12 protein-coding genes are annotated in these 15,535 nt (G+C 72.0%); 1 reads left to right on the top strand and 11 read right to left on the bottom strand.

Going from position 1 to position 15,535, the window contains the following annotated elements:
• The first annotated feature begins 81 nt into the window (after nt 1-81).
• Entirely contained in the window at nt 82-924 is an 843-nt protein-coding gene (gene pdxY / locus FB557_RS09040) for a pyridoxal kinase PdxY (protein ID WP_246074720.1), read from the top strand.
• Here the strand turns inward: pdxY and FB557_RS14180 are convergent.
• The 11 genes from FB557_RS14180 to FB557_RS08990 all read right to left on the bottom strand — a co-directional run bounded on the left by FB557_RS14180 (nt 908) and on the right by FB557_RS08990 (nt 15,527).
• On the bottom strand, nt 908-1,051 hold the full coding sequence (locus FB557_RS14180) for a hypothetical protein (protein WP_170236252.1): 144 nt from the start codon (nt 1,049-1,051) through the stop codon (nt 908-910). The genes pdxY and FB557_RS14180 overlap by 17 nt on opposite strands.
• A 37-nt stretch (nt 1,052-1,088) precedes the next feature.
• Complete coding sequence (locus FB557_RS09035) at nt 1,089-1,319, bottom strand: hypothetical protein (RefSeq protein ID WP_144857292.1); 231 nt, start codon at nt 1,317-1,319, stop codon at nt 1,089-1,091.
• On the bottom strand, nt 1,319-2,461 hold the full coding sequence (gene proB / locus FB557_RS09030) for a glutamate 5-kinase (RefSeq protein WP_144857291.1): 1,143 nt from the start codon (nt 2,459-2,461) through the stop codon (nt 1,319-1,321). The genes FB557_RS09035 and proB overlap by 1 nt, the downstream gene beginning before the upstream one ends.
• The gene (gene obgE / locus FB557_RS09025; RefSeq protein ID WP_144857290.1) at nt 2,458-4,005 is read right to left on the bottom strand and encodes a GTPase ObgE; all 1,548 of its coding nucleotides are present in this window, start codon (nt 4,003-4,005) and stop codon (nt 2,458-2,460) included. Before obgE ends, proB begins: the two co-directional genes overlap by 4 nt.
• 87 nt (nt 4,006-4,092) lie before the next feature.
• Complete coding sequence (gene rpmA / locus FB557_RS09020) at nt 4,093-4,356, bottom strand: 50S ribosomal protein L27 (RefSeq protein WP_144857289.1); 264 nt, start codon at nt 4,354-4,356, stop codon at nt 4,093-4,095.
• A gap of 30 nt (nt 4,357-4,386) precedes the next feature.
• Entirely contained in the window at nt 4,387-4,695 is a 309-nt protein-coding gene (rplU, locus tag FB557_RS09015; RefSeq protein ID WP_144857288.1) for a 50S ribosomal protein L21, read from the bottom strand.
• Between the two features lie 172 nt (nt 4,696-4,867).
• Nucleotides 4,868-7,630, bottom strand: coding sequence for a ribonuclease E/G (locus FB557_RS09010; RefSeq protein ID WP_144857287.1), 2,763 nt, complete (start codon nt 7,628-7,630; stop codon nt 4,868-4,870).
• 170 nt (nt 7,631-7,800) lie between these two features.
• Nucleotides 7,801-8,529: a TIGR03936 family radical SAM-associated protein gene (locus tag FB557_RS09005; RefSeq protein ID WP_144857286.1), complete on the bottom strand. Its 729-nt coding sequence runs from the start codon at nt 8,527-8,529 to the stop codon at nt 7,801-7,803.
• Between the two features lie 90 nt (nt 8,530-8,619).
• A complete protein-coding gene (locus FB557_RS09000; protein ID WP_144857285.1) occupies nt 8,620-11,499 on the bottom strand; it encodes an FAD-binding and (Fe-S)-binding domain-containing protein in 2,880 nt (959 codons plus the stop codon).
• A gap of 63 nt (nt 11,500-11,562) precedes the next feature.
• The gene (locus FB557_RS08995; protein WP_144857284.1) at nt 11,563-13,560 is read right to left on the bottom strand and encodes a TIGR03960 family B12-binding radical SAM protein; all 1,998 of its coding nucleotides are present in this window, start codon (nt 13,558-13,560) and stop codon (nt 11,563-11,565) included.
• Between the two features lie 101 nt (nt 13,561-13,661).
• Complete coding sequence (locus tag FB557_RS08990) at nt 13,662-15,527, bottom strand: AMP-dependent synthetase/ligase (protein WP_211356532.1); 1,866 nt, start codon at nt 15,525-15,527, stop codon at nt 13,662-13,664.
• Nucleotides 15,528-15,535: the final 8 nt, after the last annotated feature.

The raw sequence follows: 15,535 nt of genomic DNA, 5'->3' as shown, positions 1-15,535 counted from the left end.
CTTCACACGGCTTCGCTCTGAGGCCGCGTGGCCCATTGTGCCCCGGGCGGTGGGAGGATGGTCCGCGTGAGCACGACGATCATGTCCATCCAGTCCACCGTCGCCTACGGTCACGTCGGCAACTCCGCTGCGGTCTTCCCGATGCAGCGCCTCGGGGTCGAGGTGTGGCCGGTGCCGACGGTCGCCTTCAGCAACCACACCGGCTACGGCCAGTGGCGTGGCCCGCTGCTCCCGGCCGAGGACGTGCACGAGATCATCACCGGCGTCGGCGAGCGCGACGCCTTCGGCGAGATCGACGCGGTGCTCTCGGGCTACCAGGGCGGGACCCAGATCGGTGACGTCATCCTCGACGCGGTGAGCCAGATCAAGGCGGCCAACCCCGACGCGATCTACGCCTGCGACCCGGTGATGGGCAACGCGAAGTCGGGCTGCTTCGTCCACGAGGACATCCCCGTCCTCCTGCGCGAGCGGGTCGTGCCGCAGGCCGACCTCATCACGCCGAACCAGTTCGAGCTCGGCTTCCTCACCGAGACCGAGCCCGAGGACCTGGAGTCGACCCTCGCCTCGGTCGACGCGGCCCGCGAGATGGGTCCCTCGACCGTCCTCGTCACCTCGGTGCTCCAGCCCGACCGTCCCGAGGGGACGATCGAGATGCTCGCCGTGCACGGTGACGGCGCGTGGATCGTCCAGACCGAGCACCTGCCGATCAAGTGCAACGGCTCCGGCGATGTCACCGCGGCCCTCTTCACCACCCACCTGCTGCAGACCGGCGACGCCGCGCTCGCGCTCGGCCGCACCGCCTCCAGCGTGTGGGACCTCGTCAAGCGCACCCTCGACTCTGGTCGGCGAGAGCTCCAGCTCGTCCAGAGCCAGGACGAGATCGCCAGCCCGCGGATGCAGTTCGACGTCACCCGGGTGCGCTGAGCCCGCCGCCGCGCAGCGCGCGGGGCCTGGCCAGCGGCGGTCCACCGCTGACCAGTCGGACGACGTAGGCCACGACCAGGCTTGAGACGACCATCTCACCGCCGTCCTCGAGCAGCCCGAAGGCCATCGCCGACCACGAGCCGTCGATCAGGCCGTGCGCGAGGTCAACGCCTGCTGGGGCAGGCCAGGTCCCGCCGTGAGGCGCTGCCAGCGATCTCCGGGAAGCCGCCGTCGGTGCTGATGCTCCACCGGGGTCCGAGGACGTTGAGCCCGTAGTAGCCGAAGACGTGCGCGGCGATGAAGATCGCGTCGAGGACGAGCAGGACGACGAGCGCCCGGCCGGCCGGTCTGCCGGTCCACCGGGCGAGACCGCTCGTGGGCAGGCCCTGCGCCATCACCGCGGGTGCACGGCCAGGTGGTCGCGGTGGATGACCTCTCGCTCGTAGTCCGGGCCGAGATCGCTCGCGAGGTCACGGGTGGAGCGCCCCATGACCCGCGGCAGCTCGAGCGAGGAGTAGCTCGTCAGGCCGCGGCCGACGACGGTGCCGTCGACGCCGACGACGTCGACCGGGTCACCGTCGGCGAAGGTGCCACGCACCTCGACCACCCCCGCGGGCAGGAGCGAGGTGCCGCGCTCGGTCAGGGCAGCCACCGCCCCGGCGTCAACGACGATCGCGCCGCGCGAGCTCGTCGCGTGCGCCAGCCACCACGACCGCGCCGGACGGCGGCGGGAGGTCGGGACGAAGACGGTCCCGACATCCTCCCCCGCGAGCGCCGCCGCGACGTCGTTGGCAGCGGCGAGCACCGCCGTGATGCCGGCGGCGTTGGCGATCGTCGCGGCCTCGACCTTGGTCTGCATCCCCCCGGTACCCACCCGTGACCCCGTCGCGCTGGTGTCGACCGCGTCGAGCTCGTGGGCGTAGCGCACCACGGGCAGACGCCGCGCACCGGGACGGTCGGGCTTGTCGGTGTAGAGCGCGTCGACGTCGGTGAGGAGCACGAGGGCATCAGCGCCGATCAGGTGCGCGACGAGGGCGGCGAGCCGGTCGTTGTCGCCGAATCGGATCTCGCTCGTCGCGACCGTGTCGTTCTCGTTGATGATCGGGACGATGCCCAGGTCGAGCAGGCGGGCCAGGGTCCGGTGGGCGTTGGTGTAGTGCGAGCGCCGGGTCGTGTCGTCGGCGGTGAGCAGCACCTGCCCGACGGTCCGTCCGTGCCGGGCGAAGGCGGCGTCGTAGGCAGCGACGAGGGCGCCCTGACCCACGCTCGCGGCGGCCTGCTGGGTCGCGAGGTCGCGCGGGCGGGAGGGCAGGCCGAGCGGCCCGATCCCGGCGGCGATCGCGCCGGAGGAGACGAGGACGACCTGGGCGCCGGCGGCGATTCGCGCGGCGGCGGCGTCGACGACACCCTGCAGGCGAAGGGGGTCCAGGTGCCCCCCGTCGGCCGAGGTGAGCGAGGAGGAGCCCACCTTGATCACGATCCGGCGGGCGGCGCCGAGCTGAGCGCGGACCTGCGCGTCGCTGCGCTCGGCGCTCACTCGTCGTCCTCGATGTCCTCGATGTCCTCGGTGTCCCCGGCGTCCTCGGTCCAGTGCCTGGCGCGCCGCTCCGTGGCGAGCTCCTCGCGCGCGGCGGTCTGGGCGTCCTTGCGAGCGTGGAACTCCTCGCGTCGCTCGCTGCTCGTGCGCCGGGTGCGCTCCTCGAAGCGGGCGTCGGTGCCGCGCCCGCCGAGCAGCTCTCCGCCGCTGACGAGGGTCGGCTCCCAGTCGAAGACGACCGCGTCGTCCTCGGGCCCGATGAGCACCGTCGACCCGGCGACGGCGCCCGCCTTGACCAGCTCCTCCTCCACCCCGGCGCGGGCCAGCCGATCGGCGAGGTAGCCCACGGCCTCGTCGTTGCCGAAGTCGGTCTGGCGCACCCACCGGGTGGGGCGATCGCCGACGACGCGGAAGATCTCGCCGTCGTGCGTGCGCTCGCGCCGCACGACGAAGCCGGAGTCGTCCACCCCCTTCGGCCGCAGGATCACCCGCTGCGGGGTGACCTCGCTCTCCCGCTCGGCCTGGGCCTGCGCGACGTGCCGGGCCAGGGCGAAGCTGAGCTCCTTGAGCCCGATGTGCGCCACAGCCGAGACGACGTGCACCTCCAGCCCCTGCTCCTGAAGCATCGGTGTGACCATCTCGGCGAGGTCACGCGCCTCGGGCACGTCGGCCTTGTTCAGCACGACGACGCGGGTGCGCTCGGCCAGCGGCACCCCGCCCAGCGCGTCGTCCCCGACGTAGGCCGCCAGCTCGGCCTCGATGACCTCGAGGTCGGTCATCGGGTCACGCCCGGGCTCGAGGGTCGCGCAGTCGATGACGTGCACGAGCACCGAGCAGCGCTCGACGTGGCGCAGGAACTGCAGCCCGAGCCCCTTGCCCTCGCTCGCGCCGGGGATCAGCCCGGGGACGTCGGCGATCGTGTACCGCTGGGTCCCGGCGGTGACCACCCCGAGGTTCGGCACGAGGGTGGTGAAGGGGTAGTCGGCGATCTTCGGCCGGGCCGCGGAGAGGACCGAGACGAGCGAGGACTTGCCCGCGCTGGGGAATCCGATGAGTGCGACGTCGGCGAGCGACTTCAGCTCCAGGACGATCTCGACGTGCTCGCCGGGCTCGCCGAGCAGCGCGAAGCCGGGCGCCTTGCGCCGCTGCGAGGACAGGGCCTTGTTGCCCAGGCCGCCGCGTCCTCCCTTCGCCGCGACGTACCGGGTCCCCTCCCCGACGAGGTCGGCGAGGACGTCACCCGCCCGGTTCTTCACCACGGTGCCCTCGGGCACCGGGAGGACGAGGTCCTCGCCGTTGGCGCCGTCGCGCTCGTCGCCGGCGCCGGGCGCGCCCTTGGCCGCCTTGCGGTGCGGGTTGCGGTGGTAGTCCAGGAGGGTGGTCACCTGGGTGTCGACGACGAGGATCACGTCGCCGCCGTTGCCGCCGTTGCCGCCGTCGGGCCCGCCGAGCGGCTTGAACTTCTCGCGGTGCACCGAGGCGACGCCATGGCCGCCCTTGCCCGCCTCGACGTCGAGGACCACCCGGTCGACGAAGCTCGTCATCTCACCCTCCAGCAGATAGGCGAAGGGGGCGGGTCAGCGACCAGCTGACCCGCCCCCTTCGACGTGGTTCCGGTGTCGCCTAGACGATCAGCTCTCGCTGGCCGCCGGGACGACGTTGACGACCTTGCGGCCGCGCTTGGTGCCGAACTCGACCGCACCCGGGGCGAGCGCGAAGAGCGTGTCGTCGCCACCGCGGCCGACGTTGGCGCCGGGGTGGAAGTGGGTGCCGCGCTGCCGGACGAGGATCTCGCCCGCGCCCACGACCTGGCCGCCGAAGCGCTTCACACCGAGGAACTGGGGGTTGGAGTCGCGACCGTTACGGGTCGAGGACGCACCCTTCTTGTGTGCCATAGCTGTTGGTCCTTCGCGTCTGGGCGGCCGTCAGGCCGAGATGTCGGTGATCTTGACCTGGGTGAGCGGCTGGCGGTGGCCCTGGCGCTTCTTGTACCCGGTCTTGTTCTTGTACTTCATGATCGTGATCTTCGGGCCCTTGGCGGGACCGACGACCTCGGCCTTGATCGACACCTTCGCGAGCTTGTCGGCGTCGCTGGTGACGGTCGAGCCGTCGACGAGAAGCAGGGGGGTGAGGTCGACGGCGTCGCCGGCCTCGCCCTTGACCCGGTTGATGAGGATGGTGTCGCCGACGGAGACCTTCTCCTGGCGGCCACCGGCGCGAACGATCGCGTACATCAGATGGAACTCACTTTCGTGCTACGGGGCGCTCTCTCTGTCTGACCGGCCGACAATCCCCGCCGGACGACGAGACGCAAGGACTCGGTCGTGAGGCGTGGGCGTCCGCTCGGTGGGCGCACCAAGGGTCAACGATACCGGGGCCCGGTGCCGGGCGACAAACCCGCGCCGGTCACTCGCTCGCCGCGGTCGGGGGCCCGGCGTCGCTGGTGACCCGCTTGCGCTTGCGGCGCGGCGCGGGCGCCTCGTCCTCGGCGTCGGGCGAAGGGGGTGCGTCGGCCGCCGTGCTCACCTCACCGGCGACCGAGGTGATCGACTCCGTCGGCGCGCTCTGGGCGCTGAGGTCGACCGCCTGCAGGCTCACCGGTGCGCCCGAGCTGGTCGCGGCCCGGCGCCCGCCGCGCCGACGGGGCGAAGCCTTCGGCTCCTCGCTCGCCGGATCACTCTCCTCCTCGCTCGCTGAGATGTCCCCACCGTCGCTCGCCGAGGCACTCTCACCCTCGCTCGCTGAGGTGCGAGAGCCGCCAGGCTGGAGCCTCGAAGCGTCCGCGCCACCGTCCGCGCCATCGTCGTCGGCGACCTCGACGACCTCGGTGACCTCGGTGACCTCGTCGTCCGCGATGTTCTTCACCGCCGCGGCGTGCGCAGCTGCGGCGATCTGGGCGGCGGTACGCCCGTTCTTGTCGATCGTGGGCTCCTTGGGCTCCCTGGGCTCCGACGACTCCTCCGAGGAGCCGTTGCCGCCCCCCTTCGCGCCGCCCTTACCGCGACCGCGCTTGGAGCGGCCCCCACCGCCGCTGTCGTCCGAGCTGGCGGCCGAGCCGTCCGAGACGGGCTCGGAGTGGACGTGGATGCCGCGTCCGTTGCAGGACTCGCACTGCTCGGAGAAGACCTCGATCAGGCCCGACCCCACCCGCTTACGGGTCATCTGGACCAGGCCCAGCGAGGTGACCTCGGCCACCTGGTGCTTGGTCCGGTCGCGGCCCAGGCACTCCAGCAGACGCCGGATCACGAGATCACGGTTGGCCTCGAGCACCATGTCGATGAAGTCGATGACGATGATCCCGCCGATGTCGCGCAGCCGGAGCTGGCGCACGATCTCCTCGGCCGCCTCGAGGTTGTTGCTCGTCACCGTCTCCTCGAGGTTGCCGCCGGATCCGGTGAACTTGCCGGTGTTGACGTCGACGACCGTCATCGCCTCGGTGCGGTCGATGACGAGGGACCCGCCGGACTTCAGCCACACCTTGCGGTCCATCGCCTTGGCGATCTGCTCGTCGATGCGGTGCGCGGCGAAGATGTCCTTCTCGCCGGTCCACTTCTCCAGGCGGTCGGCGAGGTCTGGGGCGACATCGGTGACGTACCCGCGGATCTCCCGCCAGGCGTCGTCACCGGAGACGACCATCTCGGAGAAGTCCTCGTTGAAGATGTCGCGGATGACCCGCACGGTCATGTCCGGCTCGGCGTGCAGCAGGGAGGGAGCGGCGCCCTTCTTGCCCTTCTTCGACTCGGCCTTGGAGCTGATCGACTCCCAGGTCTTGGTGAGCCGCTGGACATCCTTGGTCAGCTCCTCCTCGCTCGCGCCCTCGGCCGCGGTGCGCACGATGACGCCCGCGCCGTCGGGGACGACCTGCTTGAGGATCCCCTTGAGCCGGCTGCGCTCCTTGTCCGGGAGCTTGCGCGAGATCCCCGTCATGCTCCCTTCGGGCACGTACACGAGGTACCGACCGGGCAGCGAGACCTGCGAGGTGAGCCGGGCGCCCTTGTGGCCGATCGGGTCCTTGGTCACCTGGACCAGCACGGTGTCGCCGGAGCTCAGCGCGTTCTCGATCCGCCGCGCCTGGCCGCCGCCGACGCCGTGGGCGTCCCAGTTGACCTCACCGGCGTAGAGGACGGCGTTGCGCCCCTTGCCGATGTCGACGAAGGCCGCCTCCATGCTCGGCAGGACGTTCTGCACCCGGCCGAGGTAGACGTTGCCGACCATCGTCGAGGTGGTCTCGCGCGAGACGTAGTGCTCGACGAGGACATCGTCCTCGAGGACGCCGATCTGGGTGCGCTCACCGGTGCTGCGCACGATCATCGTGCGCTTGACGCTCTCGCGGCGGGCAAGGAACTCGGCCTCGGTGATCACCGTCCGCCGCCGGCCGGCCTCCCGGCCCTCCCGGCGGCGCTGCTTCTTGGCCTCGAGCCGCGTGCTGCCCTTGACCGCCTGCGGCTCGTCGCGGTCCTTGCGACCCTCGCGGACCTTCGTCACGGTGCCGGGCGGGTCATCCTGGGAGTCTCCCCCGCCACCAGAACCGCGACGGCGGCGGCGACGGCGGCGGCTGCCTCCCGATCCGCCGTCACCGGCGTCCTCGGTGTCCGTGCCCTGGTCCTCGCTCTGAGCGTCCTGGCCCTCGGAGTCCTCGGCCGAGGCGTCCTCGGAGCCGGCCTTGCCCCCCTTCGCCCCCCGCGACTGACCCTTGCCGGACGAGCCCTTGCCCGACTGGTCCTTCTCGTCCTGGCCATCGCCTCCCGAGCCGGACTTCTTGCTGCGCCCACCGCGCGAGCCACGCTTGGAGCCCGAGCGGCTCTCCTTGGCCTCGGCGGCCTCGGCGTCGCCGCCGTCCGCACCTCCTGCTTCGGAGCCGCCGGAGTCCTCGCCTTGGGCATCGCTCTTGGCCGCGTCGTCGGACTTGTTGCGTCCTCGGCCCCCGCGGCGGCGGCGCGGCGCGCCATGGTCGTCCCCGGAGTCGCTGTCGGACGGCGCCGAGTCCGAGGCCTGGCTGGCGCTCGGGGACCCTTCGTCCTCGGCGCCCTGGCGCGGCGCGCGGCTGCGGCGCGGCGCCGGCGCCGGCTCGGGCGCCTGGAAGAGCAGCCCGAACCCGGGGCCTCCTGCCGGGGCAGCGGCCTCGCTCGATTCGTTGCGCTCAGTGGTCTGCTGGTCTTCGGTGGCCATCGTCGGCACCTCCTGCAGCAACGCCGGACGCCACGACCGTCCCGAAGGACCGTCCGGCCGCTGCTGCGGCTCGGCGTGGACCGTGCTGTCCGTCCACGCCCGGAAGAAGTCAGTGTTGCCCGCTGCCAGCTCGCGCTCTGCGCGGCACCCGCGACGGGCCGGCGGCGTGCTCAGCCATCGAACGGGTCGATGATCTCCGCAGTCGTCTCGTCCCACCGTCCCTGCGCCAGCCGGGTGACCAACGGTGGTCTCGGCGGCGCGAAGGACGCGACGAGCGACAACGCGGTGAGGACGTCGTCGGGGCGTACGGCCGGTGTGGTGTGCCGTACGACCACGGTCAGTATCGCACAGCGGGGGTCTTCGCCGGCCTCGACGCGCGCGCCGAGCACCGGCTGGCGGGCGTCGAAGCTCTTGCGCCCGCGCTTGAACATGCGGCTGACCTCGACGGTGTCCGCCGCGAGGAACGCCTGGACGACCTGCTCGAGCTCGCCGCTCTCGATGTCGTGGAAGACCATCTGCCAGCGGCTCGCCTCGAGCCGGTCTGCGAGCGCCCCCGGGGCGGCCTCGACCACGTCGAGGATGTCGATGCCGTCGGGGAGGGCGTCGTCGAGAGCGCTGCGGACCTGCTCCGGGTCCAGCTGCTCGGTGACCGAGATCTCGAAGAACTCGGCCTCGCTCGCCATCCCGGTGGGGGCGCCGTTGGCGTAGGAGATCTTCGGGTGGGGGTGGAAGCCTGCGGAGTAGGCCATCGGCACCCCGGAGCGGCGCAACGCCCGCTCCAGCGCCCGGGCGAAGTCGCGGGTCGAGGAGAAGCGCAGCCGCCCGCGACGCGCATACCGGACCCGCAGCTTCTGCACGGCGGGCGGCGGTGGTGGTCCCTCGGGGGTGCGCTTGGCCATGGCGCCCCACCCTACGTCGCCCGCTACCACGCAGTACTGGCTGTGATCACGACCAGTACTGCGTGGTAGCAGGCGATCAGGGGCGCGAGGTCAGGGCCGCGGCGAGGACGAGAGCAGCTCGACGAGGTGGACCGCGGCCCGCTCGGTGAGGTCGGCGACCTGGGTCTGGCAGGAGAAGCCGTCGGCGAGGAGGACTGCGTCGGGCGCGGCCTCCTCGATCGCCGGCAGCAGCTGCTGCCGGGCGACCTCGACCGACACCTCGTAGTGCCCCCGCTCGACCCCGAAGTTGCCGGCCAGACCGCAGCAGCCGCCGAGCCGGCGCACGCTCGCCCCGGTCCGCTCGAGCAGCTCCTCGTCGGCCGCCCAGGTCATCACGGCGTGGTGGTGGCAGTGCGGCTGAGCGACGACCTCGACGCCGGTGAGGTCCGGCGGGTCCCACCGGCCGGCGTCGACGGCTTCGGTGAGCAGCTCCGCGACCGTCCGCACCCCCGCAGCCACCCGCGCGGCGTCCGCCGAGTCGATCAGGCGCGGCAGGTCGTGACGCAGCGTCGCGGTGCAGCTCGGCTCGAGGCCGACGACCGGGATGCCGGCAGCGACCACCGGCAGCAGCGCGCCGGTCACGCCCTCGAGAGACTCACGCGCCGCGTCGAGCTGGCCCGTCGAGACCAGGGTCAGCCCGCAACATCCCTGCTCGGCCGGGACGAAGGGGGTGAACCCGGCCTCGCGCAGCACGGCCACCGCGGCCCGCCCGACGTGCGGGGTGAAGTGGTCGACGAAGGAGTCGACGAAGATCGCCACCGCTCCCGCCGTCCCGGCCATCTCGGCGGCGGGACGGACCACCCCTTCGCCGTGCGCCCAGGACCGGAAGGTCTGCTGGGCGAAGGTCGGCAGGGTGCGCCGCGGGTCGACCCCGGCGAGCGGGAGGGTGAGCCGCTTGACCCCAGGCAGCCCGGTGAGCGCGTTGACCAGGCGGGGGGCGCGGGAGGCGATGCGGGCCAGCTGCGGCAGCCGCCCGAGGGAGTAGTGGGTGACCGGGCGCCGGCGCCCTCGGTAGGTCTGGTGCAGCACCTCCGACTTGTAGGTCGCCATGTCGATGCCGGTCGGGCAGTCGCTGGCGCAGCCCTTGCACGAGAGGCACAGGTCGAGCGCCTCATGCACCGCCGGGTCGGCCCAGCCGCCGGTGATCGTGCCCCCGTCGAGCATCTCCTGGAGGATGCGGGCGCGCCCGCGGGTGGAGTCCTTCTCCTCGCGGGTGGCGAGGTAGCTGGGGCACATCACCGTCGTCGCCGTGCCCGCTGCGCGGCACTTGCCGACCCCGGTGCACCGGTGCAGCGCCTGGGTGAGGTCCCCGTCGTCCTCGGGGTAGGCGAAGGCGAGGTCGGTGCTCGCTCGGGTCACCGAGCGGGCGCGCGGGATCCGCAGCGAGGCCTCGACCGGGTCCGGGTCGACGAGCACGCCGGGCCCGAGGAGGTTCGCGGGGTCGAAGGCGTGCTTGACCTGGGCGAAGAGCGAGAGCGCCTCTTGCGAGTACATCCGGGGCAGGAGGGCGCTGCGGGCGCGGCCGTCGCCGTGCTCGCCGGAGAGCGAGCCGCCGTAGGCGGCGACGAGATCGGCGGCATCCTCGACGAGCTCGCGGTAGCGCTGGGCCGCACCGGGCGATGCGAGGTCGACGTCGAGGCGGATGTGCAGGCAGCCGTCGCCGAAGTGCCCGTACGGCAGGCCGGTGACGTCGTGCTCCAGGAGCAGCGCGTCGAGGTCGCGCAGGTAGTCGCCCATGCGCGAAGGGGGGACCGCCGCGTCCTCCCAGCCTGCGTGCGCGGGCCGGTCGCGAGGCGACCGGCCGGCCAGGCCGGCGCCGTCCTCGCGGATCCGCCACAGCTCACGAACTTCGCGGACGTCGGTGACCACGCGGGCGTCCAGCGCCGCCACCTCGGCGATGACCCTCCGGGCGGCGTCGTCGGCCTCCGCCTCATCGGCGCCGGTGATCTCGACGAAGAGCCAGGCGTCCCCCTTCGGCAGGTCGGGCACGTGCGAGGGGCCCCGCCGGCTGCGGACGACGTCGACGATCCGCCGGTCGATGCCCTCGGCGGCGACCGCGCCGAGGTCGCGCAGGAGATGGGCCACGTCCCCGGCGGCGTAGATGTCGGCGAAGCCGAGGGCGACGAGCCGGGTCGCCGGCGGCTCGGTGACCAGCCGCACCCGGGCCCGGGTCACGACGGCGAGCGTCCCTTCGGAGCCGACGAGCATCCGGCCGATGTCCCGGCCGTTCTCAGGAAGCAGGTGCTCCAGGGCATAGCCGGACACCTGGCGGCCGAAGCGACCGAGCTCGGTCCGGATCACCCCGAGGTTGGCCTGGGTCAGTCCGTGCAGGGCGTCGCGCAGGTCGTCGGCGCCCCTGACGCTGGCCTCTCCCCCGCGCACGCCCGTCGTGGTCGACAGCTCCCGACCGTCGGCGAGGAGGAGGTCCATCGCCATGACGTTGTCCGAGGTCCGGCCGTAGCCGAGGGCGCGGTTGCCGCAGGCGTTGTTGCCGATCATCCCGCCGATGGTGCAGCGGGTGTGGCTGCTCGGGTCGGGGCCGAAGCGCAGGCCCGCGGCGCGCGCCACCCGCTGCAGGTCGGCGTGCACCGTACCGGGCTCGACGAGCGCGGACTGCGACTCCGCGTCGACCTCAAGCACCCGACCCAGGTAGCGGCTGGTGTCGAGCACGATGCCCGGGCCGATCGCGTTGCCCGCGCACGACGTCCCCGCTCCCCGCGGGGTGATCGGCACCCCCCTCTCGCGCGCGACGGCCAGGGTGGCGGCGATCTCGTCGGTGTCGCGCGGAAGGACCACGGCCCGCGGGGGGATCCGGTAGATGGAGGCGTCGGCGGCGTAGAGCCCGATCGAGAGCGGGTCGGTACGCACGTCGCCGACCCCGGCGCGGCGCAGCTGCTCGGCCAGCTCCTGACCCAGGTCTGTCGCGCTCATGCCCCGAATCCTCCCCCAGTCCGGCCAGCGAGGGCACAGCCGGTCCGCCGACCGGGCAGCGGCTCAGGCGCCGCGGGCCGCCTGCTCGCGCACCATGGTCTGCTTGCCGGACCCGAGGACGGTGAGCGGGAGCAGGGTCTTGCCCGTCGGGCCGATCTCGATGTCGGTGCCCATCTGCGGGCACACCCCGCAGTCGAAGCAAGGAGTCCAGCGGCAGTCCTCGACCTCGGTCTCGTCGAGGGCGTCGAGCCAGTCCTGCCAGAGCCACTCCTTGTCCAGGCCGGAGTCGATGTGGTCCCAGGGCAGCACCTCGGACTCGCCGCGCTCGCGGGTCGTGTACCAGGCGACGTCGACGCCCGTGCCCTCGAGCGCCCGCTCGGCCGCGCTCATCCACCGCTCGTAGGAGAAGTGCTCGCTCCAGCCGTCGAACCGGGCGCCGTCCCGCCAGACCTGCTCGATGACCCGGCCCAGGCGGCGGTCACCGCGGCTGAGCAGTCCCTCGACGATGCCGGGCTTGCCGTCGTGGTAGCGGAAGCCGATGCTGCGCCCGACCTTCTTGTCCGCCCGGATCGCCTCGCGCAGCTTGTGCAGGCGGGCGTCGGTGTCCTCGGCGGAGAGCTGGGCCGCCCACTGGAAGGGGGTGTGTGGCTTGGGCACGAAGCCGCCGATCGAGACGGTGCACCGGATGTCGTTGTGCCCCGCGACCTCCCGCCCGGTCTCGATGACCCGCTTGGCGAGCTCGGCGATCTGCAGCACGTCCTCGTCGGTCTCGGTCGGCAGCCCGCACATGAAGTAGAGCTTGACCTGGCGCCAGCCGGCGCCGTAGGCGGCGGCGACGGTGCGGATGAGGTCGTCCTCGGAGACCATCTTGTTGATCACCTTGCGGATCCGCTCGCTGCCGCCCTCGGGGGCGAAGGTCAGCCCGGAGCGGCGGCCGTTACGGGTCAGCTCGTTGGCCAGGTCGATGTTGAAGGCGTCGACCCGGGTCGAGGGCAGGGAGAGACCGGTGTTGGTGCCCTCGTAGCGGTCGGCGAGACCCTTGGTGAGGTCGGCGATCTCGGAGTGGTCGGCCGAGCTGAGCGAGAGCAGCCCGACCTCCTCGAAGCCGCTGGCCTGCAGGCCCTGCTCGACCATCTCGCCGATGCCGGTGATCGAGCGCTCCCGCACCGGACGGGTGATCATCCCCGCCTGGCAGAAGCGGCAGCCGCGGGTGCACCCGCGGAAGATCTCGACGCTCATCCGCTCGTGCACCGACTCGGCCAGGGGCACGAGCGGCGCCTTCGGGTAGGGCCACTCGTCGAGCTCCATCACGGTGTGCTTGCCCACCCGCCACGGGACGCCGGTCTCGGCGGGCGCCACCCGCTGGATCCGGCCGTCGGGCAGGTAGTCGACCTCGTAGAAGGCCGGGACGTACACCCCGCCGGTCTCGGCGAGCCGCCGCAGCACCTCGCGCCGGCCACCGGGGCGGCCCTCCGCCTTCCACTCCCCGATGAGCTCGGTGGCCCCGAGGACGGCCTCCTCGCCGTCACCCACGATCGCCGCGTCGATGAAGTCGGCCACCGGCTCGGGGTTGAAGCTCGCGTGACCGCCCATGACGACGAGCGGGTCGTCCTCGCCCCGGTCGGCCGCGTGGAGCGGGATCCCGGCGAGGTCGAGGGCGGTGAGCATGTTGGTGTAGCCCAGCTCGGTCGAGAACGAGATGCCGAGCACGTCGAAGTCCCGAACCGCGCGGTGCCCGTCGACGCTCAGCTGCGGTACGCCGCGCTCACGCATGAGCACCTCCATGTCGGGCCACACCGCGTAGGTGCGCTCGGCGAGGGCGTCCGGCTGCTCGTTGAGGACCTCGTAGAGGATCATCACGCCCTGGTTGGGCAGACCGACCTCGTACGCGTCGGGGTACATCAGCGCCCAGCGCACGGTGCGCTCGTCCCCCTTCGGGCCGTAGCCGCCGCAGTTCCAGTCCTTGACCGTGGAGTTCAGCTCCCCACCCACGTACTGGATGGGCTTGGTCACGCGCTCGAGCAGCGGCTCGAGCGCGGCGAAGTGGGACTCTCCAGGCATGCCGACCAGGGTAGGCGCCATTCGGGCACCGCCCAAGACCTGCGAAGGGGTGATGCCGGGCCGATCCGGCCGGGCACCACCCCTTCGTCCGACGTGAGCCGTCAGCCCTCGTACATCTGGTCGATCTCGTCCTTGAACTTCTCCGAGACCACCTTGCGGCGCATCTTCAGGCTCGGGGTGAGGTCGCCCTCCTCGACGCTGAGGTCACGGCCGAGGATGGTGAACTTGCCGATCCGCTCCCACTTGTTCAGCCCCTTGTTCAGCTCGTCGACGTAGGACTGGACCATGTCGCGCGCCTGCTCGGAGTTGACGATCTCCTGGTAGGAGGCCCCCGCCAGACCGTTGGCCTCCGCCCACGGCTGGATGGCCTCCTCGTCCAAGGTCACCAGCGCGGTGACGAAGTGCTTGCCCTCGCCGTGGACGAGGAACTGCCCGACGTACGGGCACAGCCCCTTGAAGGTGGACTCGATCAGCGACGGGGCGACGTACTTGCCGTTGCTCGTCTTGAACAGGTCCTTCTTGCGGTCGGTGATCTTGAGGAACCCGCGCTCGTCGATCTCACCGATGTCGCCGGTGTGCAGCCACCCGTCGGCGTCGAGCGCCTCCGCGGTCGCCTCCGGCTTGTTGTGGTAGCCCTGCATGATGCCCGGGCCGCGCACGAGCACCTCGCCGTCGTCGGCGATCCGCACCTCGGTGCCCTTCAGCGGCCAGCCCACGGCGCCGGTGCGGTTCGCGTACGGCCGGTTCACGGTGGCCGCCGAGCTGGTCTCGGTCATGCCGAAGCCCTCGAGGATGGTCAGGCCGGCGCCGTTGAACCACCGGGCGACGTCGTGGTTGAGCGCGGCCGAGCCGGAGATGAAGAAGCGGACCCTGCCACCGAAGCGCTCGCGCACCTTGGCCAGGACGAGCTTGTCCGCCACCGCCATCTGGGCGGACTTGGCGAAGGGGAGGGACTTGCCCTCCTCCTCTGCCCTGGCTCGCTCCCGGCCTAGCTCGCTGGCCCAGTTGAAGAGCTTGAGCTTCGCCCCGCCCTCGGCCTCCATCCCCAGGCTGACCCGGGCGTACACCTTCTCGAAGATGCGCGGCGCCGCGGCCATGAAGGTCGGTCGCACCTCGGCGAGGTTGTCGACGATCTTGTCGATCCGCCCGTCGACGGCGGTGGACATGCCGCTGGCCAGGGAGATCATGAGCAGCTGCTTGCCGAAGACGTGCGCCAGGGGCAGCCACAGGTACTGGACGTCGTCGCTCGAGAGCCAACCGGTCGCGTTGTTCGCCGCGGCCTGGTAGGTCCAGGCCTCGTGCAGCAGGCGGACCCCCTTCGGTCGACCGGTGGTACCCGAGGTGTAGATGATCGTGGCCAGGTCGGAGCGCTCCGTGCCGTCGATCCGCTCATCGACGATGTCCGGCGAGCTCTCGAGCGCGGCCGCGCCGCGCTGCTCCAGGTCCTCGAAGGTCATGACCCAGTCGTCCAGGTCGACCCCGGCCGGGTCGATGACGACGACGGTGCGCACCTCGGGGATCGCCTCCCTGACCTCGCGCAGCTTGGCCACCTGGTCGGCGTCCTCGGCGATGATCACCACGCTGCCCGAGTCGTCGACGATGTACGCGACGTCGTCACTGATCGTCGTCGGGTAGATCGTCGTCGTCGCTGCACCGGCCGCCATGATCGAGAGGTCGGAGAGCACCCACTCGATGCGGGTGCTGCACGCGATCCCCACCCGGTCCTCGGGCTGGACACCGAGGTCGACCAGACCTGCCGCCAGCCGCCACACCCGCTCGCCGCACTGGCGCCACGTCATCTCACCCCACGCGACACCCTCTGGGTAGGAGTAGGCAGGCAGGTCCGGGGTCGAGGCGATGCGGTCCCGGAGCAGGTGCCCGACGCTCTGGGCCGGGTTGTCGAGGATCTGCTGGTCGTACTGCTCCTCGTCCGGGTGGTGGACGTAGGTCTCGGTCGGGGTGGTCAAGATCGCTC

Origin of the sequence: Marihabitans asiaticum, assembly GCF_007828725.1 — a bacterium.
Classification (GTDB): Bacteria; Actinomycetota; Actinomycetes; order Actinomycetales; family Dermatophilaceae; genus Marihabitans; species Marihabitans asiaticum.
The sequence above is the reverse complement of the archived record's forward strand: the minus strand, read 5'-3'. Positions and strand labels throughout refer to the sequence as shown.

Bases quoted from the DNA above. Each gene is read 5' to 3' on its own strand.
- FB557_RS08995 (WP_144857284.1), bottom strand. From the start codon at position 13,560: ATGCCTGGAGAGTCCCACTTCGCCGCGCTCGAGCCGCTGCTCGAGCGC.
- FB557_RS09000 (WP_144857285.1), bottom strand. From the start codon at position 11,499: ATGAGCGCGACAGACCTGGGTCAGGAGCTGGCCGAGCAGCTGCGCCGC.
- rplU (WP_144857288.1), bottom strand. From the start codon at position 4,695: ATGTACGCGATCGTTCGCGCCGGTGGCCGCCAGGAGAAGGTCTCCGTC.
- rpmA (WP_144857289.1), bottom strand. From the start codon at position 4,356: ATGGCACACAAGAAGGGTGCGTCCTCGACCCGTAACGGTCGCGACTCC.
- obgE (WP_144857290.1), bottom strand. From the start codon at position 4,005: ATGACGAGCTTCGTCGACCGGGTGGTCCTCGACGTCGAGGCGGGCAAG.
- FB557_RS09010 (WP_144857287.1), bottom strand. From the start codon at position 7,630: ATGGCCACCGAAGACCAGCAGACCACTGAGCGCAACGAATCGAGCGAG.
- FB557_RS09035 (WP_144857292.1), bottom strand. From the start codon at position 1,319: ATGGCGCAGGGCCTGCCCACGAGCGGTCTCGCCCGGTGGACCGGCAGA.
- FB557_RS09005 (WP_144857286.1), bottom strand. From the start codon at position 8,529: ATGGCCAAGCGCACCCCCGAGGGACCACCACCGCCGCCCGCCGTGCAG.
- pdxY (WP_246074720.1), top strand. From the start codon at position 82: ATGTCCATCCAGTCCACCGTCGCCTACGGTCACGTCGGCAACTCCGCT.
- FB557_RS14180 (WP_170236252.1), bottom strand. From the start codon at position 1,051: ATGGCCTTCGGGCTGCTCGAGGACGGCGGTGAGATGGTCGTCTCAAGC.